The sequence below is a fragment of the Nonomuraea sp. AD125B genome, from assembly GCF_041402765.1.
GTDB lineage: Bacteria > Actinomycetota > Actinomycetes > Streptosporangiales > Streptosporangiaceae > Nonomuraea > Nonomuraea bangladeshensis.
Genome location: NZ_JBGLOU010000007.1, coordinates 353,120 through 377,482, shown reverse-complemented (window position 1 = coordinate 377,482; position 24,363 = coordinate 353,120). Strand labels below are relative to the sequence as shown.

Annotated in this window: 20 protein-coding genes; 8 read left to right on the top strand and 12 right to left on the bottom strand. The window is 71.6% G+C overall.

Translation table 11 applies throughout. The features are described 5' to 3' along the window. Window positions 1–252: 252 nt before the first annotated feature. Entirely contained in the window at window positions 253–1,155 is a 903-nt protein-coding gene (locus tag ACBR40_RS21125; RefSeq protein ID WP_344210989.1) for a 4-(cytidine 5'-diphospho)-2-C-methyl-D-erythritol kinase, read from the bottom strand. A gap of 215 nt (window positions 1,156–1,370) precedes the next feature. Here ACBR40_RS21125 and ACBR40_RS21120 point away from each other — a divergent pair, with 215 nt between their 5' ends. Beyond that, window positions 1,371–2,528: an arginase family protein gene (locus ACBR40_RS21120; protein WP_371249854.1), complete on the top strand. Its 1,158-nt coding sequence runs from the start codon at window positions 1,371–1,373 to the stop codon at window positions 2,526–2,528. Here the strand turns inward: ACBR40_RS21120 and ACBR40_RS21115 are convergent. Further along, a complete protein-coding gene (locus tag ACBR40_RS21115; RefSeq protein WP_344210993.1) occupies window positions 2,501–3,178 on the bottom strand; it encodes an NlpC/P60 family protein in 678 nt (225 codons plus the stop codon). The genes ACBR40_RS21120 and ACBR40_RS21115 overlap by 28 nt on opposite strands. Before the next feature lie 1,042 nt (window positions 3,179–4,220). Continuing rightward, window positions 4,221–5,081: a 16S rRNA (adenine(1518)-N(6)/adenine(1519)-N(6))-dimethyltransferase RsmA gene (gene rsmA, locus ACBR40_RS21110; protein WP_371249853.1), complete on the bottom strand. Its 861-nt coding sequence runs from the start codon at window positions 5,079–5,081 to the stop codon at window positions 4,221–4,223. Between the two features lie 46 nt (window positions 5,082–5,127). On the opposite strand from rsmA, the gene ACBR40_RS21105 reads away from it, so the two are divergent. Further along, window positions 5,128–7,266: a protein kinase gene (locus ACBR40_RS21105; RefSeq protein ID WP_371249852.1), complete on the top strand. Its 2,139-nt coding sequence runs from the start codon at window positions 5,128–5,130 to the stop codon at window positions 7,264–7,266. Further along, on the top strand, window positions 7,263–8,459 hold the full coding sequence (locus ACBR40_RS21100) for a hypothetical protein (RefSeq protein WP_371249851.1): 1,197 nt from the start codon (window positions 7,263–7,265) through the stop codon (window positions 8,457–8,459). Before ACBR40_RS21105 ends, ACBR40_RS21100 begins: the two co-directional genes overlap by 4 nt. Window positions 8,460–8,462: 3 nt before the next feature. Here the strand turns inward: ACBR40_RS21100 and ACBR40_RS21095 are convergent, their stop codons facing one another. The 4 genes from ACBR40_RS21095 to ACBR40_RS21080 form a co-directional block, all read right to left on the bottom strand. After that, window positions 8,463–9,377 carry a ubiquitin-like domain-containing protein gene (locus ACBR40_RS21095; protein WP_344211001.1) on the bottom strand — a complete coding sequence of 305 codons (915 nt, stop codon included), beginning with the start codon at window positions 9,375–9,377 and terminating at the stop codon, window positions 8,463–8,465. Window positions 9,378–9,477: 100 nt separating this feature from the next. Beyond that, a complete protein-coding gene (locus ACBR40_RS21090) occupies window positions 9,478–10,332 on the bottom strand; it encodes a TatD family hydrolase (RefSeq protein ID WP_371249850.1) in 855 nt (284 codons plus the stop codon). Between the two features lie 28 nt (window positions 10,333–10,360). Further along, complete coding sequence (metG, locus tag ACBR40_RS21085; RefSeq protein WP_344211005.1) at window positions 10,361–12,142, bottom strand: methionine--tRNA ligase; 1,782 nt, start codon at window positions 12,140–12,142, stop codon at window positions 10,361–10,363. A gap of 104 nt (window positions 12,143–12,246) precedes the next feature. Next, complete coding sequence (locus tag ACBR40_RS21080; protein WP_329589707.1) at window positions 12,247–13,467, bottom strand: glycosyltransferase family 2 protein; 1,221 nt, start codon at window positions 13,465–13,467, stop codon at window positions 12,247–12,249. A gap of 100 nt (window positions 13,468–13,567) precedes the next feature. Here ACBR40_RS21080 and ACBR40_RS21075 point away from each other — a divergent pair, with 100 nt between their 5' ends. Further along, complete coding sequence (locus tag ACBR40_RS21075) at window positions 13,568–15,115, top strand: hypothetical protein (protein WP_371249849.1); 1,548 nt, start codon at window positions 13,568–13,570, stop codon at window positions 15,113–15,115. On the opposite strand, the gene ACBR40_RS21070 is transcribed toward ACBR40_RS21075, so the two are convergent. Further along, window positions 15,051–16,595 carry a dolichyl-phosphate-mannose--protein mannosyltransferase gene (locus tag ACBR40_RS21070; RefSeq protein WP_371249904.1) on the bottom strand — a complete coding sequence of 515 codons (1,545 nt, stop codon included), beginning with the start codon at window positions 16,593–16,595 and terminating at the stop codon, window positions 15,051–15,053. The two genes, ACBR40_RS21075 and ACBR40_RS21070, sit on opposite strands and share 65 nt — an antisense overlap. Window positions 16,596–16,645: 50 nt before the next feature. Next, the gene (rsmI, locus tag ACBR40_RS21065; RefSeq protein ID WP_344211012.1) at window positions 16,646–17,485 is read right to left on the bottom strand and encodes a 16S rRNA (cytidine(1402)-2'-O)-methyltransferase; all 840 of its coding nucleotides are present in this window, start codon (window positions 17,483–17,485) and stop codon (window positions 16,646–16,648) included. A 77-nt stretch (window positions 17,486–17,562) separates the two neighbouring features. Between rsmI and ACBR40_RS21060 the strand changes: the two genes are divergently transcribed. Together ACBR40_RS21060 and ACBR40_RS21055 are read left to right on the top strand one after the other, a co-directional pair. Continuing rightward, window positions 17,563–19,197 (top strand): dolichyl-phosphate-mannose--protein mannosyltransferase, encoded by a 1,635-nt coding sequence (locus ACBR40_RS21060; protein ID WP_371249848.1) that lies wholly within the window; start codon window positions 17,563–17,565, stop codon window positions 19,195–19,197. A 113-nt stretch (window positions 19,198–19,310) separates the two neighbouring features. Beyond that, window positions 19,311–20,528 (top strand): hypothetical protein, encoded by a 1,218-nt coding sequence (locus ACBR40_RS21055; protein WP_344211016.1) that lies wholly within the window; start codon window positions 19,311–19,313, stop codon window positions 20,526–20,528. Between the two features lie 234 nt (window positions 20,529–20,762). Here ACBR40_RS21055 and ACBR40_RS21050 read toward each other — a convergent pair whose 3' ends face one another. After that, window positions 20,763–21,404 carry a TetR/AcrR family transcriptional regulator gene (locus tag ACBR40_RS21050; protein ID WP_344211018.1) on the bottom strand — a complete coding sequence of 214 codons (642 nt, stop codon included), beginning with the start codon at window positions 21,402–21,404 and terminating at the stop codon, window positions 20,763–20,765. A 104-nt stretch (window positions 21,405–21,508) separates the two neighbouring features. On the opposite strand from ACBR40_RS21050, the gene ACBR40_RS21045 reads away from it, so the two are divergent. Next, window positions 21,509–22,294 (top strand): alpha/beta fold hydrolase, encoded by a 786-nt coding sequence (locus tag ACBR40_RS21045; protein WP_371249847.1) that lies wholly within the window; start codon window positions 21,509–21,511, stop codon window positions 22,292–22,294. A 31-nt stretch (window positions 22,295–22,325) separates the two neighbouring features. Here ACBR40_RS21045 and ACBR40_RS21040 read toward each other — a convergent pair whose 3' ends face one another. Next, a complete protein-coding gene (locus tag ACBR40_RS21040) occupies window positions 22,326–22,778 on the bottom strand; it encodes a DUF2000 domain-containing protein (RefSeq protein ID WP_364455126.1) in 453 nt (150 codons plus the stop codon). A 116-nt stretch (window positions 22,779–22,894) separates the two neighbouring features. Between ACBR40_RS21040 and ACBR40_RS21035 the strand changes: the two genes are divergently transcribed. Next, a complete protein-coding gene (locus ACBR40_RS21035; RefSeq protein ID WP_371249846.1) occupies window positions 22,895–23,389 on the top strand; it encodes an Lrp/AsnC family transcriptional regulator in 495 nt (164 codons plus the stop codon). A gap of 6 nt (window positions 23,390–23,395) precedes the next feature. On the opposite strand, the gene pip is transcribed toward ACBR40_RS21035, so the two are convergent. Further along, entirely contained in the window at window positions 23,396–24,358 is a 963-nt protein-coding gene (gene pip / locus ACBR40_RS21030) for a prolyl aminopeptidase (RefSeq protein WP_371249845.1), read from the bottom strand. Window positions 24,359–24,363: the final 5 nt, after the last annotated feature.

The following is a 24,363-nucleotide window of genomic DNA, read 5'->3' as shown; positions in this document are numbered from 1 at the left end:
CCGCCTACCCCAGGTGTGCACCGTCCCTGGGCGTGCACCGCCATCTCCGGGCGTGCACCCCATTCCTGGTTTGCACTGCCTTCCCTGGAACACGGACACCGGAGCCTCGCAGACACGGACACGGCGATGTGCCCCAGCTTGCATGAGACCCATCTTGCAGTGGACGCCGAGCGACCCTGCGTTCACCCCACCGAACCGCGGCGGCACATTGACCGTTCCAACGCCGGGAGGCGGGGCGGCGGGATCGCGGGATCAGACCAGGGTCGCGCCGTGGACGGGGCCGTGGGCCGGGACGGCGGTGTGCGCGGCGCCCGTGGCCGTGAGGCTGCCGGCCAGGTCTCGGGCGTGGAGGGCGTCGATGGCGAGGAACGCGCAGGTGGGGCCGGAGCCGGAGACGATGGCGCCCAGCGCGCCGTGCTGGCGACCGGCCTCCAGCGTAGGAGCGAGCTCCGGACGCAGGTTGAGCGCGGCGGCCTGAAGGTCGTTGCTGAGGTGGGAGCCGAGGGCATAGGCGTCGCCGGTGCCCAGGGCCTCCAGGAGGGAGTCGTTGAGCTGCGGCCAGGGCACCTCCGCCGCCTCGGCTGCCCGGAGCCGGTCGCATTCGGCGTACACGCTGGCGGTGGAGAGCCCGCCGTCGGCGAGCGCGAACACCCAGTGGAACGTGCCGCCTGTCGGCAGCTCGCTCAACTGCTCGCCCCGGCCGGTGCCGACGGCGGTGCCGCCGAGCAGGGAGAACGGGACGTCGCTGCCGAGGTCCCCGGCGATCTCCATCAGATCGTCGAACGGCAGGCCGAGCCCCCAGAGCTCGTTACAGGCCACCAGGGCGCCGGCGGCGTCGGCGCTGCCGCCCGCCATGCCACCCGCCACCGGAATGTCCTTGTTGATGATCAGGTCAGCGCCGTAGGTGCGTCCCGCATGCTTGGCGAGGGCGCGGGCAGCGCGGATCGCGAGGTTGCTGTCGTCCACGGGCACCTGGTCGGCCCACTTGCCGTTGACCGACACGGTGATGGACTCGGACTCCTTGGCCACCACCTCGTCGAAGATCGACACGGCATGGAAGACGTTGACCAGGTCGTGGTAGCCATCATCCCTGAGCGGGCCGACAGAAAGCTGCACGTTGACCTTCGCGGGCACACGTACGGTCACCGAACTCATCGATCTTCTGCCACTCTCATCGCTTGCCGGGGTCAAGGACACTCGATGTTATCGGTGCCCGGAGCCCTGACATGCGGTTCTCGAAAGATGAGCCCCGGAACGGCCGGATCCTCGGCATGTCGGGTCGAGTTGGTGACCATTTGCCCCCATGCTGTGCAGTTACGACGGGTGATGGCAGACCCGGGGTATCGCGAGGCTAAAGGCGGTTTGTAGCGATGTTGCGAAAAGTTGCAGTTGTCGAAGTGCCGCAGTGGCGGGGGTCTGGGTCGCGTACGGCGAAGCGGCTGCGCGAAGGGGCGCGGATCGTCGCCGACCTGGTCGACGCGGCAACGGTGCGTGTGGCGGGCGAGGCCGCGCACAGGGTGCGGGTGGCGGTCGAGGACGAGATCTCGGGCGTCTCGGCGGCTCCGCAGCAGCCGACAACCGAGGACAACGGTCCCGCCACTACAGCGACACGGGCACAGGCAACGGTAGAAGACGACGGTCCTGCCGCGGCGGCGCTGGCGCAGGCAGATGTCGAGGACAGCGGTCCTGCTGCGACAGCGGTACAGGTGCGGGCAGCGGTCGAGGACGGCGATCCTGCTGCGACAGCGGTACAGGTGCGGGCAGCGGTCGAGGACGGCGATCCTGCCGCGACTGCGGGATGGGTGCGGGAAGCGGTTGAGGACGGGAGTTTGGGGGTTGCGGCGGCTCGGGTGCGGGCTGCGGTTGAGGGGGTCGGTGATGGGGTGTTGGTCGTCGCCGTTGGTGGGGACTGCGGGGTGGAGTTGGAGCCTGTGTCGGCGGCGCGCAGGCGGTACGGCGATCGGCTGGTGGTGGTGTGGTTCGACGCCCACGGCGATCTGAACACGCCGGAGTCTTCGCTGTCGGGCGCCTATCACGGGATGGTGCTGCGGGCGCTCACGGGCGAGGGGCCCCAAGGGCTGGTGGCCGAGGAGCCGCTGGACCCGCGGCGGATCGTGCTGGCCGGGGTGCGGGATCTCGATCCGCCGGAGGCGGCCTTCGTGACGCGTGCCGGAATCCGGTGGGTGACGATGGCGGAGACGGGGACGCCAGAGGCTCTTCTCGCGACGATCGAGGCGGCGGGCGGCCCAGATGCCGCCGTGTACGTGCACATCGACCTCGACGTGCTCGAGCCGGAGGTCTTCCGGAGCGTGGGGTGTCCTACGCCTGGTGGCATGCATCCTGAGCGGCTGCTTTCGTTGGTGACGGCGATCGGTGGTCGGTTCGAGGTGGCCGGGCTCGGGCTCATGGAGTATGAGGCCGGCGACTCCGAGGGCGAGGCGGACGGGGATCGGGAAGTGCTGGCGGAGCTGGTCGGCGGGCTGGTGGCTGCCGTCGCCGGTCATCCCGGGCGTACGGCGCCTCGGTAGACGGCGCGGTAGTAGGAGGACTTGGCGAAGCTCGTCGTGCGGACCACGTCACCGGTCTTGGGGGCGTGGACCATCAGGTCGCCGCCCAGGTAGAGGGCCACGTGCGTGGGGTCGGCTCGGCCGCCGCCGAAGAAGAGGAGGTCGCCGGCGCGGCGGGCGGTGCGGCTGATCCTGCGGCCCTGGCGGAACTGGGCCCCGGTGTAATGGCCCAACCGCACGCCGGCTCTGGACCAGGCGTAGAGGGTGAGGCCGCTGCAGTCGAAGCCGCGGGTCGCCGCGCCTCTGCCGATGCCGAGAGTGGGACCCTTCGGGGAGCCCCCGCCCCAGGAGAAGGAGACGCCGAGTTGGGCCAGGGCCGCGGAGGCGGCGATCTGGCCTCTCGTGAGTTTCCTCTTGATGGATTTCTTTCTGGTGAGGCGTTTCTTGGTGGGGCGGGTGGCTTCGGCCACCGCTGTCGCCGCGGCCATGGTCGTGGTCGCGGTGGCTTCGGTGGTGGTGGCCAGGGCGGCGGTGGCGGCGAGGAGGGCGCAGGCCAGGGCGGCGGTGCAGGCCAGAGGGCGGGGAGCGGCCGTGCGGGCATCAGGGGCGGTGGGCGAGGTGGCGGCGGGCGAGCTGGCGGTGGGAGACGCTGCGGTGCTGGTGCGGGGCATTCGAGCCTCCTTGGTCGTGAACGCGAACGAGGACGAGGACGAGCTTGGGCCAGGGTCCTGCGGAACGGCGGGTGGCCGAGGGGCCGAACGGGATTCTGTGGATAAGAGCGCGGGTCGGGTGAATGCCTGTGGATAGGGAGTGGCAGGCGGCGGAGGCCTGGCGGTCTCGGCAGGTGGGGCCTAGCGACCACCACCGGCGGGGGCCTAGCGACCTCACCTGACGGAGGCATGGCGACCTCACCGGGCGGGGGCCCAGCGACCTCACCGGACGGAGGCATGGCGACCTCACCGATTGGAGGCCTGGTGACCTCGCTGGTTGGTCGATGCGCAGGTCGGCGCTCGGCGGCTTCGGGTCAGCAAGTAGGCGCTTGTCATGTCTGAGCGAGCAGGCCGACGCCATCGGTCGGCCGATGTAAGGGCGGATGCCCCGACGGCTTGGTGCGACCAGGCTGGCCCCGGCCCCATGCGCAGGGATCCTGGCCGCACGTGCAGGATCCCCCCGGCACGGGACCAACAGCGCGAGGCCAACGCCACGAGGTCCAATGGCCCGGGGGTTCGAACCGCGCAGGAGCCCATGACGCGGGGCCCAACCGCCCGGGGGCCCAACCGCCCGGGGGCCCAACCGCCCGGGGGCCCAACCGCCCGGGGGCCCAACCGCCCGGGGGCCCAATGGCGCGGGGCCCAATCGCGGGGGTCGATGACCCGGGATGCCGATGGCGTGAGGTCTAACCGCGCGGGGGCCAGGCGCTCGAGGCCAAGCGCTCGCAGACCACCGGCCTGGGAGCCGATGGCGTGAGGTTCAACCGCGCGGAAGCCAACCACGCATAGGCCAAGCGCTCGCGAGCCAACGACCCAGGAGCCGATGGCGTGAGGTCCAACCGCGCGGGATTCAACCGCGCGGGGGCGTCGGAGCAGAGTCTGACGGCACCGGTGGCGTCGGAGCGAGGTCCAACCGCGCGAGGTCCAGCCGTGCGGCAGCCAGCGCTTCGCGTGGCGTACGGGGTGGTGGTTTGGACGAGGTGGGGGGTGTTGGGGGTTGGGGTTAGGGCTTGAGTTCGGCTATGCGGGCGAAAGCGGTGATGTCGAGTTGTTCGCCGCGGGCGGACGGGTCCACGCCGGCACCGCGCAGGATGTTTTCCGCCTCGGGGGCGCTGCCGGCCCAGGAGGCCAGGGCGGCGCGCAGGGTTTTGCGGCGCTGGGCGAAGGCGGCGTCCACGACGGCGAAGACCTGTTCGCGGGTGGCCTTCGTGGCCGGCGGGTCGCGGCGGACCAGGGAGACCAGGCCGCTGTCGACGTTGGGGACCGGCCAGAAGACGGTGCGGCCGACCGGGCCGGCTCGCCGTACGTCCGCGTACCAGGCGGCCTTGACCGACGGCACCCCGTACACCTTGGAGCCGGGACCGGCCGCGAGGCGGTCGGCGACCTCGGACTGCACCATGACCAGCCCCTTGCGCAGGGACGGGAGGGCCTCCAGGAGGTGGAGGACGACGGGGACGGCCACGTTGTACGGCAGGTTCGCCACCAGAGCCGTAGGTACGTGTCCGCCGAGGTCGGCGGGCGTGATCTTCATGGCGTCGGCGTTGACGACCGTGAGGCGGTCGGCCAGGCCGCGTTCGGCGACCGTGACGGGGAGCTGGGTCGCGAGCACCGGGTCGATCTCGACGGCCACCACGTGCGCGGCCGACGGCAGCAGGGCCAGGGTGAGCGAGCCGAGCCCGGGGCCGACCTCTATGACCACGTCGTCGGCCGAGAGCTCGGCCACCCGGACGATCCGGCGGACGGTTCCCGCGTCGATCACGAAGTTCTGGCCGAGCTTTTTTGTCGGACGAAGATTTAGCTTGTCCGCCAAAATACGTATTTCTGCAGGGCCCAACAGGCTCATCATCCAACCAGTCTCCCGCATCGAAGAACTGGAGATGGCGGATGGGGAGACCAAAGGAGAGGATGGCGTGGAACAGGAAGGGACGTCCCTCATGGAGCCAACGGGCGCCGCGCCGCTCCGTCCGACAGACCTGCGGGAGATCGGCCCGTACCGCCTGCTGGGGCGACTCGGCGAAGGCGGCATGGGGACCGTCTTCCTCGCCCGTGCGCCCACCGGCCGCTTCGTCGCGCTCAAGGTCGTGAAGGCGGAGTTCGCCAACCAGGAGGGGTTCGCGGCCCGGTTCCACGCGGAGGTGGAGAACGCGCGGCGCGTGGCGTCGTTCTGCACCGCTCAGGTGCTGGACAACGGCAACACCGGCGACGGCCGTCCCTTCATGGTGACCGAGTACATCGCGGGCACCCCGCTCTCCGACCAGATCGCCAGGTTCGGGGCGCTGGACCCCGGGCCGTTGCACGGCGTCGGCCTCGGCGTGGCGGCGGCGCTGGCCGCGATCCACGTGGCCGGGCTGGTGCACCGCGACCTCAAGCCGGCCAACGTCATCCTCTCCCTGTCCGGGCCTCGCGTGATCGACTTCGGGATCGCGCGGGCGCTCGATCGGGAGACCGGGTTCACGATGTCGGGCGAGCTGCTGGGCAGCCCCGGGTGGTGGGCGCCCGAGCAGGTGCGCGGGGAGGCGATCAGCCCGGCCGTGGACATCTTCGCCTGGGGCTGTCTCATCGCGTACGCGGGCAACGGACGGCACCCGTTCGGGCGTGGCGACCCCATCACGATGGCCCACCGCGTGCTCAACACGCCGCCCGACCTGGGCGCGCTGCCCGCTCCGCTCAACGAGCTGGTACGCCTGGCCACCTCGATGGAGCCGGCCGCACGACCCACCGCGCAGGACCTGCTGATCGCCCTGGTGGGCGGGAACACGCCGGCGCCGTCGATCAACCCGCCGACGCTGGTCGCCACCGAGATGCTCAATGACTGGCAGCCGCCGAGGAACGTGGTGGACGAGCCGGACATCACGGCCACCTTCACGGCGGCCCCGCCGCCGTCGGGGGACGCGGCACAACGGGGGCCGGCCGGTACGGGGACAGGCGGATTATCCGACGCCGGGCGGTCGCCGTCCGGCGCGTCCCCTGGGTCCTTAGCCGGGTCCTCGGGGCAGGGGCAGGGGCAGGCGGCGTTCGAGGAGTTGGCGCGGAGGGAGGAGCTGGCGGCCAAGGAAGAGCTGGCCCGCTGGCCCACCCCCCAGGGCGACGGGCAGCAGGACGGTGGCGCCGGTCCCGGACGCGTACGCGGCCTGTTCAAGCGCAAGAGCGGCGAGCAGGGGCCCGAAGGGGACAGTGGCGAGGGCGAGGGGCCGGGGATTCCGCCCACCGGCACGGCGGCCACGATCTCGGCCCCCGAGGCCACCAGAGCCACCAAGGCCCCCGAGCCCACCAGAGCCACCGAGGCCACGAAGTCCCCCGGCCCCACTCCCACTCCCACCCGCCACGAACCCTTGGGCCGGACGCGACAGGACACGCCCGGGCGGGCAGGCGAGGCGTGGGGCCTCGGCGGGGTGCCCGCGCGGGAGCAGTTGCACCGGATGGCGCATTCCGAGCAGCGCGCCGCCGACACCCAGCCGGGCGACCGGCGCACCGCCGTCTCCCCCGAGCCGCTGCCGAACGAGCCCGACACCCTCGGCGGCGACCGCACCGCGGGCACCCGCTGGCTGATCGCCGCCGCGGCGGCCGTGCTGGCCATCGTGGTCACGGCGGGGGTCCTGATCGTGACGTCCGGCCGCGGCCCCGGCACCTCGGCCGCGGGCGGCGGCCCGTCGCGGGCCGCGACCGCCGGCGCCCAACCGAACGACGTGGGCCGCAGGTTCCCGCTGGGCGGCGAGCTCGACGACCCCATCGCGATCATCTCGTCCGCGCCGCGCTGCGGGCTGAAGGAGTACGAGGGCAAGGTCGCCACCCAGGGCCAGCTCTGCGTGATCCGGTGGACGATGCTCAACCCGGGCGGCGAGCGCAGGCCGCTGGTCCAGCCGGTGGTCACGCTGGTGGACGACCGCGGCGGCGAGCACGATCCGGCCGCCGTCACGCTGCCCCCGGCGATCCTGCCGGGCGCGCGGGTGGACAGCGCGTTCGTGTTCGACCTGGCGACGTACCGCAGGCCGGTCAAGCTGACGGCGACGATGCTGGAGAACGGCAAGCAGATCGAGGTGTCGTTGTGAGACTCGGGGGCATGCCCGCGGCGCTGCTGCTGGTCGTGGTTACGACGGTGATGCCGGCGGCGGCGCGGGCGGCGGCCTGCGCCACGCCCGCCGACTTCGACGGCGACGGCGTGGACGACGTGGCGGTGGGCGATCCGTTCGGCGACGACGACAAGGGCGCGGTGCAGGTGGTGTCCGGCGGCAAGGTGGTGCCGGTGCGCGTTCCCGGCCTGGCGACGGGCGACGGTTTCGGCTGGTCGGTACGGCTGGCGAACGTGGACGGCGACTCCTGCGCCGATCTGGTCGTCGGGGCCCCGTACGCGGACGTGGGCGGCGAGCAGGACGCGGGCGCGGTGTACGTGGTCTACGGCGGCGGCACCCGCGCGCCGGTCCGCCTGACGGCGGCGCAGCCGCAGCGGTCGGCGCACTTCGGCTGGTCGCTGGCGGCGCGGGGCGACCTGCTGGCGGTCGGCGCGCCGTACGAGGACGACAAGCAGTTCACCGACGCCGGCGCCGTCTATGTCCGCAAGGGCGAGGGCGAGCTGCGCAGGATCAGCCAGGAGACCGTGGACGTACGCGGCAACAGCGAGCTCGGCGACCAGTTCGGCTGGTCGATGGCGTGGGGGCCGAAGAACGCGCTGCTCGTCGGCGTGCCGTACGAGAACGACGACGGCGCGGGCCGCCAGGTCGAGGCCGGGAAGATCAACTCGGGTTCGGCGGTGTTCCTCGACGACGTGTTCGCGGCGAAGCTCACTAGTCTCAAGCTCGACTCCCCCACCGCCCGCAGCGGCGACCGCTACGGCTACGCGGTCGCCTACTCCGAGGGCTCCGGGTACGCGGTCAGCTCGCCGGGCGCCGGCAGCGTGCAGCTGCTCGACCCGGCCAAGAAGGTCATCAGAACGGTCAAGCAGGGCGGCAAGGAGGGGTTCGGCTTCGCGCTGGCGGCCTCGGCCGACGGCAGGCTGGCCGTCGGCGCGCCGTACGGGGGCGGCGTACGCGTCCTCTCGTGGCGGGACGCCGCCGAGGACCGCAGGCTGGCGGAGGCCGAGGGGCTGTTCGGCTGGTCGGTGACGTTCAGCGGCAACAAGCTGTTCGTGGGGCAGCCCGACGCGCGGCCGGCCGGGCAGGTGGCGGTGGCCGGGCGCAACGCCGAGAGCCTGGAGACGGTGAGACCGCCCAAGGGTGCCCAGTTCGGGGTGTCCGTAGCCGGGTGAGAGTCAGGGGCGGACGAAGAGGCGGGCGCCGCAGCTCGGCCACTGGCCCTGCCAGCGCCCCGCCACCTGCTGGTAGAGCAGTTGCGCCCGGTACGTCTGCTCCTCCTCCGGCCAGTCCGACGGCAGCCCCGGCCCGCCGACGGCCCGCCACATCGGCACGCTGAACTGGTACATCCCGTAGTAGGGCCCCTCCGCGTTGTACGCCCGCGGATCGCCCTTCGACACGCACTCCGCCAGCGCCCCCCAGTTGAGCGCGGCGACCCCGGGATCGACCGGATCGGTACGCGGCGGCCTGACCGTGATGACCGTCCCGTCCTTGGGGAAGCTGGAGAGCGGCGGCTCCACCAGGTAGCCGCGGCCGAGGCCGACGCGCTCCTGCCGCAGCACCTCGCGCACGGTCCTGGCGGTGGTGCGGGTGGCCAGGCGGGTGGCCCCGGCGACCACGTACACCTTGCGCCGGGTGTAAACGGTCAGCGCCATCCCGGACAGCGGCACGGCCTCGTCGGGCGGCGCGGAGACCCGGCCGGCGGCGGCGGGGATGGCCAGCTCGGCGAGGGCGCCGGCCACGTCGGTGCTGGTGACCAGATGCTCGCTGGTGCGGCCGTCGAGCGTCAGCGTGATGGGGCGGGCGCGGCGCACCTCGATCGTGGCCCCGTCGGCGAGCGGCTGCTGGGCGGGCGGGCGCACCACGTCGCCGTAGCCGAGCGCCACGCCGGCCTCGCCGAGCGCGTCGCGTACGGACGCGGCGAAGCTCCGCACCGCCGTCCGCTTGCCGTCCACGACCACGACCACGTCCTTGGCCATGGCCGAGGTGACGGCCATCGCCGCCACCACCGCGCCGCCCGCCAGGCACACCACGAGCGTCCAGGGGGAGCGCCACGGGATCGGCGGGCGCGGCTTACGCCTTCTGCCACGCACGTACCACCTCCGGTCACACGCCACCTCCGATGACGGAGAGTGACCGCCCGAACGCTAACCGCGGCACCGCGCCGGCCTCCACCGCTTCACCGAAAAATGGTCACCAGTCGCCGAAGACCTTGACTCCGTTGGCGTTGATGGCCGCGCAGAGGTCGGCGGGCTGGACTCCCTTGACCTCGGCCAGGCAGCGGAGGGTGAGCGGGATGAGGTAGGGGGCGTTGGGCTTGCCCCGGTGCGGGACCGGCGGCAGGTAGGGCGCGTCGGTCTCGACCAGCACCAGCTCCAGCGGCGCGGCCGCGGCGGCCGCGCGCAGGTGGTCGGCGTTCTTGTACGTCACCGGCCCGGAAAAAGACATGAAATATCCGGCGTCGGCGCACTTCTTCGCCAGCTCGGCGTCACCGGAGAAGCTGTGGAAGACCACCCTGTCCGGCGCGCCCTCCTCCGCCAGCACCCTGAGCACGTCGTCGTGCGCGTCGCGATCGTGGATCACCAGGGCCTTGCCGGTGCGCTTGGCGATCTCGATGTGCGCCCGGAAGCTCGCGTGCTGGTCGTCCTTGCTCGCCCAGTCGCGGAAGTAGTCGAGCCCGGTCTCCCCCACGGCCCGCACCTCGGGACGCCCGGCCAGCGCCTCGATCTCGGCCAGGACCTCGGGCGTCGCGGCGTGCGCCTCGTTGGGGTGGATGGCGACGCCCGCGAGCACGTCCTCGTGCTCGGCGGCCGCCTGGGCGCACCAGCGGGAGGAGTCGAGGTCGTAGCCGATCGTGACGAGCCGGGTGACGCCGACCGACCGGGCGTCCTCCAGGATGCTCCGCACGCTCGCCGAGGCCGCCTGCGCGGCCTGGGCGACGGGATCTCCGGAGGACGCCTGCCGGTTGCCCACCATGACGTCGAGATGGCAGTGGCTGTCGAAGACCGGCTCCGGCAGCGGCTCGGGCGGGGCGGGAAGCTTGCTCACGCCCCCCAAACTAGCGGGCCCCGCGAGGTCAGCTCTCCAGCCGGGCCAGCTCCTCGTCCACGACCTTGGGGTCGAGCTTCTTGAACAGCGGAACCGGCGCGGTGAGCGGCGTGCCCGGCTTGATCGGGCGGTGCTCCCAGCGGGCCGCGCCGTCGTAGTCGCCGGTGATGACCGGGTAGGGCTTGCCGCCGTCCTCGTCGACCTCGCGGATCTCCGGCATGCCGGACCAGACGCCCTCGCCGCCCAGCATGGCGTGGACCTTGTTGGAGGAGGAGGGCAGGAACGGTGTGAGCATGGTCTTGGCGTCGTCGACGACCTGGAGCGCGACGTGCAGGATCGACTTCTGCCGCTCCGGGTCGTCCTTGAGCTTCCACGGCTCCTGCTCGGCGAGGTAGCGGTTGGCCTCGCGGACGACGTCGAACGCCTCGGTGATGGCGTTCTTGAAGCGGGACCTGCCGAGCTCCTGGCCCACCGGCCCGAACGCGCCCCGCGAGCGCTCCAGCAGCGCCCGGTCGGCGTCGGTCAGCTCGCCCGGCTCGGGGACGGCGCCGAAGTTTTTGGCCGCCATCGAGATGGACCGGTTGACCAGGTTGCCCCAGGCCGCGACCAGCTCGCCGTTGTTGCGGTTGACGAACTCCTGCCAGGTGAAGTCGGTGTCCTGGTTCTCCGGGCCGGCCACCGCGATGTAGTAGCGCAGCGCGTCGGCGTCGTAGCGGGCGAGGAAGTCGCGCACGTAGATGACGACCTGCCGGGAGGAGGAGAACTTGCGGCCCTCCATCGTCAGGAACTCGCTGGAGACCACCTCGGACGGCACGTCGAGCGCGCCCAGCGAGCCCGCCTTGCCGCCCCGGGCGCCCTGGCCGTTGTAGCCGAACAGCATCGCCGGCCAGATCTCGGCGTGGAAGACGATGTTGTCCTTGCCCATGAAGTAGTAGCCGCGGGCGTCGGGGTTCTGCCACCACTGGCGCCAGGCGTCGGGGTCGCCGGAGCGGCGGGCCCACTCGACGGAGGCCGACAGGTAGCCGATCACCGCGTCGAACCACACGTAGAGGCGCTTGTTGGGCTGGTCGCGCCAGCCGTCGAGCGGGATCGGCACGCCCCAGTCGAGGTCGCGGCTGATCGCCCGCGGCTGCAGGTCGCCGAGCAGGTTGAGGGCGAACTTCAGCACGTTGGGCCGCCACTCGCCCTGCTTGGACTGCAGGTAGCCGCCGAGCACCTCGGCGAAGGCGGGCAGGTCGAGCATGAAGTGCTCGGTCTCGACGAACGCGGGCGTCTCGCCGTTGATGCGGCTCTTGGGGTTGATGAGCTGGATCGGGTCGAGCTGGTTGCCGCAGTTGTCGCACTGGTCGCCGCGGGCCCCGTCATAGCCGCAGATGGGGCAGGTGCCCTCGATGTAGCGGTCGGGCAGGGTGCGTCCGGTCGAGGGCGAGATGGCGCCCATCGTGGTCTTCGGGAAGATGTAGCCGTTGGCGTGCAGGCCCTTGAAGATCTCCTGCGTGATCGCGTAGTGGTTCTTCGTGGTGGTCCTGGTGAACAGGTCGTAGGAGAGGCCGAGGCCGGTCAGGTCTTCGGCGATGACGCGGTTGTAGCGGTCGGCCAGCTCCCTGGCGGTGACGCCTTCCTTGTCGGCCTGCACCTGGATGGGCGTGCCGTGCTCGTCGGTGCCTGACACCATCAGCACCTTGTTGCCCGCCATCCGCTGGTAGCGGCTGAAGACGTCGGACGGCACGCCGAACCCGGAGACGTGCCCGATGTGGCGGGGGCCGTTCGCGTAGGGCCACGCGACGGCGGTCAAGATGTGCTGGGACATGTTCCTAAGCCTACGGCGATCCCCGTCCGGCTCGGACCCGTTCCCCCGTAACAGCGCGACGCGCCGGGGCGGCCCGCCCCGGCGCGTCGTACGGCAAAGAAAAACTAGGCCGGGCTTTCCTCGCGGGTGACGGCTTGGGCAGCCTCCTCTGCGACGGCGGCGACGTGGTCGACCGGCGTCTCGCGGGTGCGGCGGATGCCGAGGATGCTGACGAACAGCGCGGCGAAGATCGTCTGGAAGCTCATGATCAACGCGGTGGCGGACGGCACCACCAGGCGCAGCGACTCGCGCGGGTCGAGCTCGCCGAAGCTGCGCACCTGCCAGTGGACCAGCGACATGACCAGGCCGACCACGCCGGCGAGCGCCAGCAGGCCGCCGACCACGAGGCCCTTCTCCAGGGTCACGATGTCGATGATCCTGCGGATGCGCGGCGACTCGGGCAGGAAGCCCTCCTCGGCCGCGTAGACCTTCGTGAACAGCGCGAACAGCGCCGCCTGGAAGCCGATGACCACCAGCGCCGACGACCCGACCAGGGTGTCGACGTCGAAGGCCAGCTCGCCGATCTCGACGGGACCGAAGGTCAGCAGCGTGCCCGCCACCAAACCGATGATCATCATCGCGACGCCGGGGTAGAAGAACAGCCACTTGGGGCTGTAGAGCAGCAGGAAGCGCAGGTGACGCCAGCCGTCGCGCCAGGAGCGCAGGTGCGGCGGGCGGGAGCGGCCGTCGGGCGAGAGCGTCGTCGGCACCTCGCGCACGTCGAGCCCCGACAGCGTGGCGCGCACCACCATCTCGGAGGCGAACTCCATGCCGCCCGTCTGCAGGTGCAGCTTCAGTATCGAGTCGCGGCGGAAACCGCGCAGGCCGCAGTGGAAGTCGCCGATGGCGGACGGGAAGAACAGCCGCCCGATGAACGACAGCACCGGGTTGCCCAGGTAGCGGTGGAGCGGCGGCATGGCCCCGGGGGCGATGCCGCCCTTGAACCGGTTGCCCATGACCAGATCGGCGCCGTCACGGAGCTGCTCCACGAACGGCAGCAGGGCCGTGAAGTCGTAGGAGTCGTCGGCGTCGCCCATGATGACGAATTTGCCGCGAGCTGCCCTGATGCCGCCCATGAGGGCGTTGCCATAGCCCTTGGCGTCGACGTGCACCACCCTCGCGCCGGCATCGCGGGCAAGCTGTTGCGAACCGTCCGTGCTGCCGTTGTCGGCGATCAGCACCTCGCCCTCGATGCCGTGCTCCTCCATGCACGCCAGGGCCTTGCGCACACAGACTTCCACGGTCTCCGCCTCGTTGAGGCAGGGCATGACCACCGTCAGTTCCACGTGTCTACCCTTCAAGATAAGACTCATCCAGTGGACCATCATGCACTCTGCCCGAGCATGCTCGGGTCAAGTCCGAGAAACGACTGGCATTCTTTACAGCATGGTGAGCGTCGCGGAGATTACTCCTGTGGACCACTCCGCTCCAGGCCGGGCAGCTCGGCTGCTGTCCTTCGTACGCCGGCATCGGGTGTTCGCCGCGGCTTTCGGCGTCGGCGCCGTGCTGCGGCTCATCACCATGCTCGGCTACGGGCCGGCCATGTGGTTCAACGACTCCTACGAGTACGTCTCGGTGGCGCTGCACCCGCGCCCGCACCCGATCAGGCCCGACGGCTACAGCTTCTGGCTGATGCTGCTCAAGCCGTTCCACAGCTTCGCGCTGGTGACGTTCGCGCAGCATCTGATGGGGCTGGCCACGGCCTGCCTGATCTACGCCCTGCTGCGGATCAAGTTCCGGCTGCCGAAGTGGGGGGCGACGCTGGCCGCCGCGCCCGTGCTGTTCGACGCCTACCAGATCCAGCTCGAGCAGCTCGTGATGTCCGACACGCAGTTCACGCTGCTCGTGGTGGGCGTCATCACGCTGGTGCTGTGGAAGCGGCGGCTGACGTGGCAGGCCGGGGCGGTGATCGGGTTCCTGCTCGCGCTGACCTGGCTGACGCGCTCGATCGGGCTGCCGATCCTGGCGCTGGTCGTGCTCTACCTGCTGGTCAAGCGGACGGGCTGGCGGCCGATCACGGCGCTGGTCACCGCGTGCGCGATCCCGGTGCTGGCGTACATGGGGTGGTTCGCCTCGGCGTACGGCAAGTTCGCGATGACCAACAGCGACGGCCTCATCCTCTACATGCGCACGGCGATCTTCGCCGACTGCGAGAAGATGACCTTCGACAAGTACAAAGAGGTCCAGCTCCTGCTGCTGTGCATCAACGACCCGGTCGACCAGCGCAAGGACTACGCGCAGTGGTACCTCTGGGGCCAGGGCAACGGCGACGGCCAGGGCACCGGCGAGGTCCTGCACCGCTGGGGCGTCAACAAGAAATGGAGCGAGATCACCAACGACGCGGCCAGCGCGTTCGCCACCCGGGCGATCCTGTCGCAGCCGGGCGACTACCTCAAGGTCGTGGCGAGGGACTTCTTCCGCTCCTTCCACTGGTCGCGCCCGCGCTTCCCCGACGAGTCGACCTACAACATGTACCAGTTCAAGCCGTACGTCGAGCTCGACGAGAACGGCCAGCCGAAGCGGCTGCCGAAGTGGTCGTCGTACGCGGGCGGGCGCACCGACACCGACGCCTTCAGCTACGAGCAGGGCCCGCCGGAGACCAGGATCACGCACCCGTGGGCCGACATCATGGCCGGCTACCAGAAGGTGTTCTACCTGCCCGGCATCGTGCTCGGCGGCGTCCTGCTGGTCGGCCTGTACGGCGTGGTGGTGCGCTGGCGCACCTTCGGCGGCCCGGTGGTGCTGCCGTGGCTGGGCGCGGTGGGCCTGCTGCTGGCCCCGGCGGCGACGGCGGAGTTCGACTACCGCTACGTGCTGCCGGCCGTCCCGCTGGCCTGTATCGCGGCGGCGATCACGCTGCGCAAGGGCGTCACTTGGGCGCGGAGGTCACCCAGGAACGCATCAGCATCCGAGCCCACCACTCTCCGTGTGTGATCGTCTCGGCGGTCAGCACCGGCTGGAGCCACCAGAAGTTGATGAGCACGACGAGCGCGAACGCCCCGGCGACGGCGGCCCCGACGGCCCGCCGCGCGGGCGGCGCGTCCTGCCTGCCCAGCACGAGCCCCGCGGCCAGCGTGGCCGCCAGCACCATGAACGGCACCACGGGCAGCAGGTAGAACAGGTACATCGTGCGGTCGTCGGCGACGGCGTAGTAGAACCACGGCAGCCAGCCGGCCGCCACGGCGAGCAGCACGGCGCCGGCCCGCCAGTCGCGGACGGCGCCGTATCTCACGATCAGGGCGAGGACGGCGAGGACGGCGCCGTACCAGAGCGCGGGGGTGCCGACGCCGAGCACGGCCTGCGAGCAGGCGCTCGCGCCGCAGGCCGACGGCGGCAGGCCGGTCGGGTAGTAGAACGAGACCGGGCGTAACAGCAGCGGCCACGACCACGGCTCCGACATGTACGGGTGATAGTCGTCCAGCCCGCTGTGGAAGCCGAGCACCTGGCTCTGATAGCCGAACCACGACCGTAACGAGGCCACGACGAAGTGGAGCGGCCCCGACGAGGTGGCCCCCTCCCAGTCGCGCCCCCAGCCGAGCGGGGACGCGAACCACCCGGCCCAGCTCGCCAGGAACACCACGGCGGGCAGCAGCCCCATCGCGGCCAGCCCGCCGGGCAGGTCGTGCGTCAGCGTCCCCCGGTAGGCCCGCCGCGCCCCCGTCGCCCGCCTGGCCCCGGCGTCCCACGCGAGCGACAGCACCGCGAAGGCGATGAGGAAGAAGATCCCCGACCACTTGACCGCGCAGGCCGCGCCGAGGCAGGCGCCGGCCGCGAGCCGCCACGGGCGCGCGCCGAGCCGGGGGCCGAGCCCGCCGAGCGGCCCGCGTTCGGCGTGGCCGGCCAGCAGCCCCCGTGTACGGTCACGGTCCACGACCAGGCAGGCGAACCCGGCGAGCACCCAGAAGGTGAGGAAGACGTCCAGCAGCGCCGTACGGGAGAAGACCAGGTGCAGGCCGTCGAGCGCGAGCAGCAGCCCGGCGAGGCAGCCGAGCAGGGTGGAGCGGGTCATCCGGCGCGCGACCCTGGCGAGCACCAGGATCGTCAGGGTGCCGACCAGCGCCGCGGCGAACCGCCAGCCGAAGGGGTTCATCCCGAACAGCCACTCGCCGGCGGCGATCATCCACTTGCCGAGCGGCGGGTGGGCGACGAACGAGGCGCAGTCGGCCGGCTCGCCGCACTGGCGGAAGATGTCGAGGTCGCCCGCGACGAGCCTGCGGTCGGCGACAGGATTCTTGGCGTCGCCCAGCGTGGCCCGCTCGATGCCGAACCTGAGCAGCGAGTACGCGTCCTTCGCGTAGTAGGTCTCGTCGAAGACGACCGCGTGGGGCACGCCGAGCCGGACGAAGCGGAGCACGCCGCCGAAGACGGCGACGAGGAGCGGGCCGAGCCATCCCACGAGGGGTGAGCCCTGCATCGGCGGGACCAGCCGTTGCCGCGAGACACCCCAATTGCTCACGAAGCGCACTATAGGCGCTTGTGAACCAGGTCATACAGCTCGCGCTTCTGGACGCCCGCCTCCTTCGCGACCTCGGCGACGGCGAGCTTGCGCTGCGCGCCCTCGGCGACCCTGCGCTCGACCTCCGCGACCAGCTCGTCCGGGTCGGGCTCGACCGCGCCGGGCACGTGGCCGGACACCACGACGGTGATCTCGCCCTTCACGCCGCCCGCCGCCCACTCGGCCAGCTCGCCGAGCCCGCCACGGCGGACCTCCTCGTAGGTCTTGGTCAGCTCGCGGCACACGGCGGCCGGCCGCTCGGCGCCGAACGCCTCCGCCATCGCCTTCAGCGACTCCGCCAGCCGGTGCGGCGCCTCGAAGAAGACCATCGTGCGCTCCTCCCGGGCCAGCGCGCCGAGGCGGCGGGAGCGCTCGCCGGCCTTGCGCGGCGGGAAGCCCTCGAAGCAGAACCGGTCGCTCGGCAGCCCCGACACGGCCAGGGCGGTCGTGACGGCGCTCGGCCCCGGCAGCGCGGTGACCGTGATGCCGGCCTCGACGGCGAGGCTGGTCAGGCGGTAGCCGGGGTCGGACACCCCGGGCATGCCCGCGTCGGTGATGACGACGACCGTGCGGCCCTCCTTCAGGCTCTCCAGCAGCTCCTGGGCCCGGCCGGCCTCGTTCTGGTCGTAGTAGGAGACCACCCGGCCGGTGATCTCCACCTCCAGCTCGGCCGCGAGCCTGCGCAGCCGCCGGGTGTCCTCGGCCGCCACGACGTCGGCCTCGCCGAGCAGGTCGCGCAGCCGGGGCGAGACGTCGCCCGCCCTGCCGATGGGAGCTCCGGCCAGCACCAGCCTGCCTTCTTCAGTCACTCGTCCATTGTGGCAGGGCATCCGTATTAGACCGTGTTTCTACGTACCTACCGGCTTAGGCCCCGTACGATGTCCGAATGGCGGTGACCGATTCCCCGTATCAGGCCTTCGACGAGCGGGAGGCCGGCGAGAGCCTTCCCCCGACGCGGTCCGTGCGCGATCGGATGATCCCTCCCATGCGCGGCAGCGTCATGTGGGGATGGATCGGCCCGCTGCTGGTCACTCTCTTCGGCGGCATCCTGCGTTTCTGGGACCTCGCGCATCCCAAGTCCGTGGTGTTCGACGAGACCTATTACATGAAGGACGCCTTCTCGCTCATCACCTGGGGGGTCGAGCGGGTCGCGGTCAAGGACGCCGACAAGGCGATCCTGGCCGGCAACACCGACATCTGGGAGAGCTGCGCCCCCGACGCGCTCGACAAGTGCGCCTCCTATGTCGTGCACCCGCCGCTCGGCAAGTGGATGATCGGCTTCGGCGAGTGGCTGTTCGGGCTCACGCCGTTCGGCTGGCGGTTCGCCGCGGCGGTCGTCGGCACGCTGTCGATCCTGGTGCTGGCCCGGGTGGCGCGGCGGATGACCCGCTCGACGCTGCTCGGCTGCTTCGCGGGGCTGCTGCTGGCGCTGGACGGCCTGCACTACGTGCTGTCGCGCACGGCGCTGCTCGACATCTTCCTCATGTTCTGGGTGCTCGCCGCGTTCGCCTGCCTGGTGGTGGATCGCGACCAGGCCCGGGAGCGGCTGGTCGCCTGGTACGAGAGCGGGCCGCTGTCCCCGTACGGGCCGCGGCTCGGCGCGCGGCCGTGGCGGCTCGCGGCCGGGGTGTGCCTGGCCTTCGCGATGTCGGTCAAGTGGTCGGGGATCTTCTTCCTGGCCGCGTTCGCGGTGCTGTCGCTGCTCTGGGACTTCGGGGCGCGGCGGGCGGTGGGGCTGCGGCACCCGTACGTGGGGGCGCTCAACAAGGACGTGCCGCAGGGGTTCCTGTCCTTCGCGGTGGTGCCGTTCGTGGCCTACATGCTGACCTGGACCGGCTGGTTCGCCTCGGCCAACGGCTACGGGCGTAACTGGGCGCAGGCCACCTCGGCGGGCAATCCGCTGTTCTTCCTGTTCGACTCGATGCGGTCGTGGATCAAGTACCAGTGGCAGGTGTTCACCTTCCACAGCGGGCTGGAGAGCACGCACCCTTACATGTCGGAGCCGTGGTCGTGGCCGCTGCTGCTGCGCCCGGTCGCCTTCTACTACGAGGGACGGCAGGACACCTGCGGCGTCAAGGACTGCTCGGAGGCGGTGCTCGGCGTCGGCACGCCGGTGATCTGGTTCGGCGCGCTGGCGGCGCTGGTGGCGCTCATCGCGTACTACGTCTCCAGCCGCGACTGGCGGGCCGGGGCGGTGCTGCTGGCCTACGCGATGGGCTGGCTGCCGTGGTTCTACTTCGCCATCGCCGACAACCGGACGATGTTCCTGTTCTACGCCATCCCCATGGTGCCGTTCATGGTGCTGGCCATCACGCTCTGCGCCGGGCTGCTCATCGGCCCCGCCCGGCCGACCGCCACCGGCGCGACGCCGGTGCGCCGGACCGTGGGAGCCGCCGTCGTGGGGGCCTTCGCCCTGCTAGCGTTGATCAACTTCTGGTGGTTGCACCCGATTCTGTCCGCTGAGCTGCTCCCGTACACCGAGTGGAAGGCCCGTATGTTGTTCGAGAAGCGATGGATCTGATCCGCTCACAGTCCGGTCAATAGCGCTTTTTTAGGGTAGTCACTGTGCAAGACCCAATACGCACCGGATTCGGCCATCGTCAGGCCAGGGGTCGATACGGCAAACTTCGAGGCATGAGTGCACCGGATGTCACCGCCCTGCTCGCCGAGTTGGAGCGCTCTGAGCCGGAGATCGCAGAAGAGGCCAGGACCGCCGTCGAATGGCTGACCGGCGGCGAGCCGCTGGAGAGCGTGACCCAGCTCGACGTCTGCGAGTTCCTCTGGTACACGTTGCCGCTCAAGGTGGGGCCGCTGCGCGCGGACGGCGACCACGAGCGGCTGGCCCGCTCGCTCGGCCGGCTGCTCCAGCTGGGCGGCCTGGAACGATACGCGGCGCTGTGCGTGTCGCCGACGACGGCCCAGATCCTGCGGACGTACGCGCGGGAGGGCGAGGACGCCGGCACCAGCGCCTACCAGAAGGCCCTTGAGGCCACGGGCGTGCTCCCGCCCGACGTGCCCGAGCTGCAATGGAGCATGATCATGGGGCCGGAGGAGCTGGGCGCCCACCTCGCCTGCTCGGCCGCACTTGAGCTGGCCATCGTGGCCGGCGAGCAGATGGACAGGGTCGCGCTCACCCGCCGCTGGCTCACCGAGGCGCGGGCCGACCTGGGCGGCGACAGCTGGCTCAACCGGGTGCACGGCGAGCGGCTCAACCGCTGGGTGCTCGGCCGCGGCCCGGCCCGGCGGGAGCTGGCCCAGCCGTTCGAGGTGCGCCTGCACGCGCCCGTGTCGCCGCAGCCGCTGCCCGCCCTGCACAAGCTGCTCTCGCTGGCCGCGAGGGAGGGCACCCTGCCGCTGCGGCTCGCCCCGTCGCCGGCCGCGCTGCGCCTGCGCGAGCTGGCCGAGCGCGAGCTGGGCGCGATCCGGCGCGACGGCGCGCGCATGGTCATCACCGACCACGGCCGGCGGCTGCTGGCCTCGCCCGAGGCCATGTGGACGGCCGTGACCCGGCTGCTGCTGGCCAAGGGCGAGCACGAGTTCGAGGTGTCGGCCAGGGAGGCGGCGCTCATGCTGCTGGCCGACGGCACCCTGATGTCGCCCGCCAAGCTGCACGAGCGGGTGGCCGAGGTGGTCGGCGGCGAGGGATGGCATCCGGCCGCGGGCGTCGAGAACGTCGCCGGCCCGGTGAGCGACCTGGTCGCCCAGCTCACCGCGCTCGGCCTCGCCTACAGCGACGAGCTGGTGGTGCGCATGGACCGTCCCGGTCAGCTCGCCGCCCTGGCCGCGCTGCGGGCCCACGCCCTGCGCCCGCGCAAGTACGTCAGCTCGGGCCGCCCCGGCCTGACCCCTTAGAAACGCGTCGAGCGCCCGCCCTCCGGAGAGGGCGGGCGCTCGACGCGATTGTGTACCGGTGTGCAGGTCGCCTCTCGGCGAAAGGCACAACACGGCTCCAGCCGAACGGTATTCCGTGAAGGCGATAGGTGAGGCCCGGGGACACTGGACACACCGGCCACGATCTATGTAACCACACCCGCCCCCGGTCCATTCCCCACCCGCGCCCACATTTTTCGCCAGGACTCGGCAGAGCTAGCCGGTCGTGAGCGCGCCGTGCAGGAACAGGTCCACCAGCTCGGCGGTGGTGAGCGTGTCGGGGTGGTGGCGGCCGGCCGACAGGACCAGCATCTGGAACGCGAGCGCGAGCCGGTCCGGTGGCAGCTTGAGCGTGTCGCGCTCCGGCTCGAACAGGCCCGCCAGCACCTCCTGGTGCGCGGCGATCGAGGCCTGCCGGGCGTCGGCGCCCCTGCGCAGGTGCTCCTCCCGGCTCTCGCCCTCCCGCGCGGCGGGGGCGGTCGGGTCGCCGCGCCGCAGCCCGCCGGAGGCGGCGAGCGCCCCGGCGACCGCGCCCATCCTGGACAGGTAGCCGCGCATGGCCTCGGCCGCCTCGATCAGCCGCTCGGCGAGCGGCAGCTCCATCGAGACGGACGCGATGTGGGCGAGGGTGTCGTCGGGACGCAGCGCCTCGGCCATGCAGGCGTCGAGCAGGGCGTCCTTGTCGCCGAACGCGCGGAAGACGGTGCCCTCGCCGATGCCGGCCGCGCGGGCGACCTGCGCGGTGGTGACGGAGGTGCCGTGCTCCACGACGAGGGGCAGTGCGGCGCGGACGATCATCTCGCGGCGCTGTTCGGGGGTCATCGCCGGCGCTCGACGCCGGCCTGTTTCGTTCGTCATGCCTCAGACGGTACGGAGTGAGTGCTCACTCCGTCAATAGGGAGTGAGTACTCACTCCAACACCAGGATGCAGGCACAGGCAGGCGTGCGGCACCATCGGAGGCGTGCCATATGCGACGACCGACGGCGGAGTGAAGCTGTCCTACCAGGTCAGGGGCGACGGACCGGCGCTCGTGCTGCTCCAGGGCCAGGCGAACGACCACCGCTGGTGGGATCCGGTCCGCGACGACTTCGCGGCCGGCCACCTCACCGTCACCCTCGACTGGCGCGGCACCGGCGACAGCGACAAGCCGGACGAGCCGTACACGACCCGGGGTTTCGCCGCCGACGTCGTGGCCGTGCTGGACGCGCTGGGGATCGGGCGGGCCCACGTGTACGGCACGTCCATGGGCGGCCGGGTGGCCCAGTGGCTCGCGGCCGACCATCCCGGGCGGGTGGCCGCGCTGGTGCTCGGCTGCAGCTCGCCCGGTGGAGCGCACGGCGTCGAGCGGAGCAACGAGGTCCGCAGGTCGCTCGCCCAGCCGGACCGCGCGGCGGCGGAGCAGGCGCTGCTGGAGCTCATGTACACCCCGGCCTGGCTGGCGGCGCATCCCGGCCCCCATCACACGACCGGCGATCCCGGCATGCCCGCGCACGCCCGCCGCCGCCACCTGGCCGCGAGCGCCGGGCACGACGCCTGGGACGCGCTGCCCGCGATCGCCGCGCCCACGCTCGTCGTGCACGGCACTGACGACGTGTTCAACCCGGCGGCCAACGCGCCGCTGCTGGCCGGGCGCATCCCGGGAGCCGAGCTGCGGCTCATCGAGGGGGCCAGGCACGCCTACTTCGAGGAGTTCCGCGAGATCGCGAGCCCGATGGTGCTGGAGTTCCTGGCCGCCCAGCCGGCCTGACTCAGCCGGCCTGACTCAGCCGGCCTGTGACTCAGCGCAGCAGCGGCAGCCGCCCGGTGAGCCGTTCCACGACCTGGCGCGGCCCGAACAGGCTGACCGCGTAGTACGACGGCTCCTCGGCGCGCGCGAGCGCGGCCAGGTAGTCGTTGTAGACGGAGGCCCGCTGGGCGAGGTCCGCCATGTCCGCCATGACGAGGTCCGGCTCGGCCGCCGCGTCGTCCCTGATGCGCCGGACGATCGCGGCGGGCGCGGCCAGCACGGTGCAGCCCGTCCAGGGCAGTCCCGCGTGCGCGGCTCCGGCCGCGTCCACCCCGCCCTCCCCCACGATGTCCGGCACCGCGACGCCCACGGAGGCGGCCAGGCAGGCGGCGGCGTTCGCCTGCAGCCCGCGCGGCAGGTCGCGGTCCAGGACGATCACCCACTTGACCGGCAGCTCCCTGGTGGGCAGGTCGCCGCGTCGCTCCAGGCCGGCCGTCACGCTCATTCCCCGATCCCCTTTCTCCGAAGTTCCGACAGCAGACTCACACTCACGCCGTAGTTCCACCAAGCCTGCTGACTGTTTTCCGAAGAAAATTCGGCGATCCGTGCCACGATGGGCGAGTGGACGAACTTGATACGGCGATACTCGCCGAGCTGCAGCGCGACGGCCGCCAGACCAACCGCGAGCTGGCCGAGCGCATCGGCATCGCGCCCTCGACCTGCCTGGAGCGGGTGCGCTCGCTGCGCGCCGCCGGGGTCATCGAGGGCTTCCACGCCGAGGTCAACCTGGACGCCGTCGGCCGGCCCGTGCAGGCGCTGATCAACGTACGGCTGCATCCCAAGATCCGCGAGGCCGTCGAGGGCTTCCGCGACTACGTCGCCGCCCTGCCCGAGACGCTGGCCGTCTTCGTGGTCTCGGGCGGGGACGACTTCATCATCCAGGTGGGCGTGCGCGACGCCGGCCACCTGCGCGACTTCGTGCTCGACCACGTGGCCCGCCACCGCAACATCGCCGACGTACGCACCTCGCTGGTCTACGACCACATCCGCAAGACGTCGGTGGAGGTGCTGCCGCCGCAGGCGCCGTCCCGCCCGCGCACCGGGCGCAAACGATGAGAGGCTCTAGCGGCGCGAGGCGAAGGCGTCCTGGGCGGCGAACAGCTCCTTGCGCAGCGTCTCGCTGCCGGTGTGACCGGAGTCCTCCACCACGACCAGCCGGGCGTCGGGCCACGCCCGGGCCAGCTCCCACGCGGTGTCGGCCGGGCCGCTGAGGTCGAGCCGGCCGTGGATGAGCACGGCCGGGATGCCGGCCAGCCGGTGCGCCTCGCGCAGCAGCACGCCCTCCTCCAGCCAGGCGGCGTTCGAGAAGTAGTGCGAGCAGATGCGGACGAGCGCCAGCCTTGCGTCGTCGGGGCGGTCGCTATAGGCGTTGCGCTTGCCGTTGGGCTCGGCGGAGATGACCGCGTCCTCCCAGGCGCACCAGTCGAGGGTGGCCTTCATGCGCACCTCGGGGTCGGGGTCGGAGGTCAGCCGCGCGTACGCCGCCAGCAGGTCGAAGGTGTCGCCGCCGCGCTCGCTCTCCGGCACGCCCTGCCGGAAGCGCTCCAGCGCCTCGGGGAAGAAGCGGCCGGCTCCCCGGTAGAGCCAGTCGATCTCGTAGCGGCGGGTGGTGGTCACCGAGATGATGATCATCTCGGACACCCGCTCCGGGTACGCCTCGGCGTAGGCCAGCATCAGCGTCGAGCCCCACGAGCCGCCGTACAGCAGCCACTTGTCCACGCCCAGGTGCTCGCGCAGCCGTTCCATGTCGGCGATGAGGTGGTGGGTAGTGTTGGCGCTCAGGTCGGTCGCCGGGTCGGCGGCGTGCGGGCGGCTGCGACCGCAGTTGCGCTGGTCGAACAGGATGATCCGGTAACGCTCGGGGTCGAACGTGCGCCGCGAGCCGACGGAGCAGCCGGAGCCGGGGCCGCCGTGCACCACGACGGCGGGCTTGCCCTCGGGGTTGCCGCAGACCTCCCAGTAGACGAGGTTGCCGTCGCCGACGTCCAGCATGCCGTGGTCGTACGGCTCGATCGGGGGATACAAGTGCG

Excerpts from the sequence above, each read along its gene's own strand:
- ACBR40_RS21075 (WP_371249849.1), top strand. The coding sequence starts at position 13,568 with ATGGTGAGCGTCGCGGAGATTACTCCTGTGGACCACTCCGCTCCAGGC.
- ACBR40_RS21120 (WP_371249854.1), top strand. The coding sequence starts at position 1,371 with ATGTTGCGAAAAGTTGCAGTTGTCGAAGTGCCGCAGTGGCGGGGGTCT.
- ACBR40_RS21070 (WP_371249904.1), bottom strand. The coding sequence starts at position 16,595 with ATGCAGGGCTCACCCCTCGTGGGATGGCTCGGCCCGCTCCTCGTCGCC.
- ACBR40_RS21050 (WP_344211018.1), bottom strand. The coding sequence starts at position 21,404 with ATGACGAACGAAACAGGCCGGCGTCGAGCGCCGGCGATGACCCCCGAA.
- ACBR40_RS21060 (WP_371249848.1), top strand. The coding sequence starts at position 17,563 with ATGGCGGTGACCGATTCCCCGTATCAGGCCTTCGACGAGCGGGAGGCC.
- ACBR40_RS21055 (WP_344211016.1), top strand. The coding sequence starts at position 19,311 with ATGAGTGCACCGGATGTCACCGCCCTGCTCGCCGAGTTGGAGCGCTCT.
- metG (WP_344211005.1), bottom strand. The coding sequence starts at position 12,142 with ATGTCCCAGCACATCTTGACCGCCGTCGCGTGGCCCTACGCGAACGGC.
- ACBR40_RS21115 (WP_344210993.1), bottom strand. The coding sequence starts at position 3,178 with ATGCCCCGCACCAGCACCGCAGCGTCTCCCACCGCCAGCTCGCCCGCC.
- rsmA (WP_371249853.1), bottom strand. The coding sequence starts at position 5,081 with ATGCGGGAGACTGGTTGGATGATGAGCCTGTTGGGCCCTGCAGAAATA.
- ACBR40_RS21125 (WP_344210989.1), bottom strand. The coding sequence starts at position 1,155 with ATGAGTTCGGTGACCGTACGTGTGCCCGCGAAGGTCAACGTGCAGCTT.
- ACBR40_RS21040 (WP_364455126.1), bottom strand. The coding sequence starts at position 22,778 with ATGAGCGTGACGGCCGGCCTGGAGCGACGCGGCGACCTGCCCACCAGG.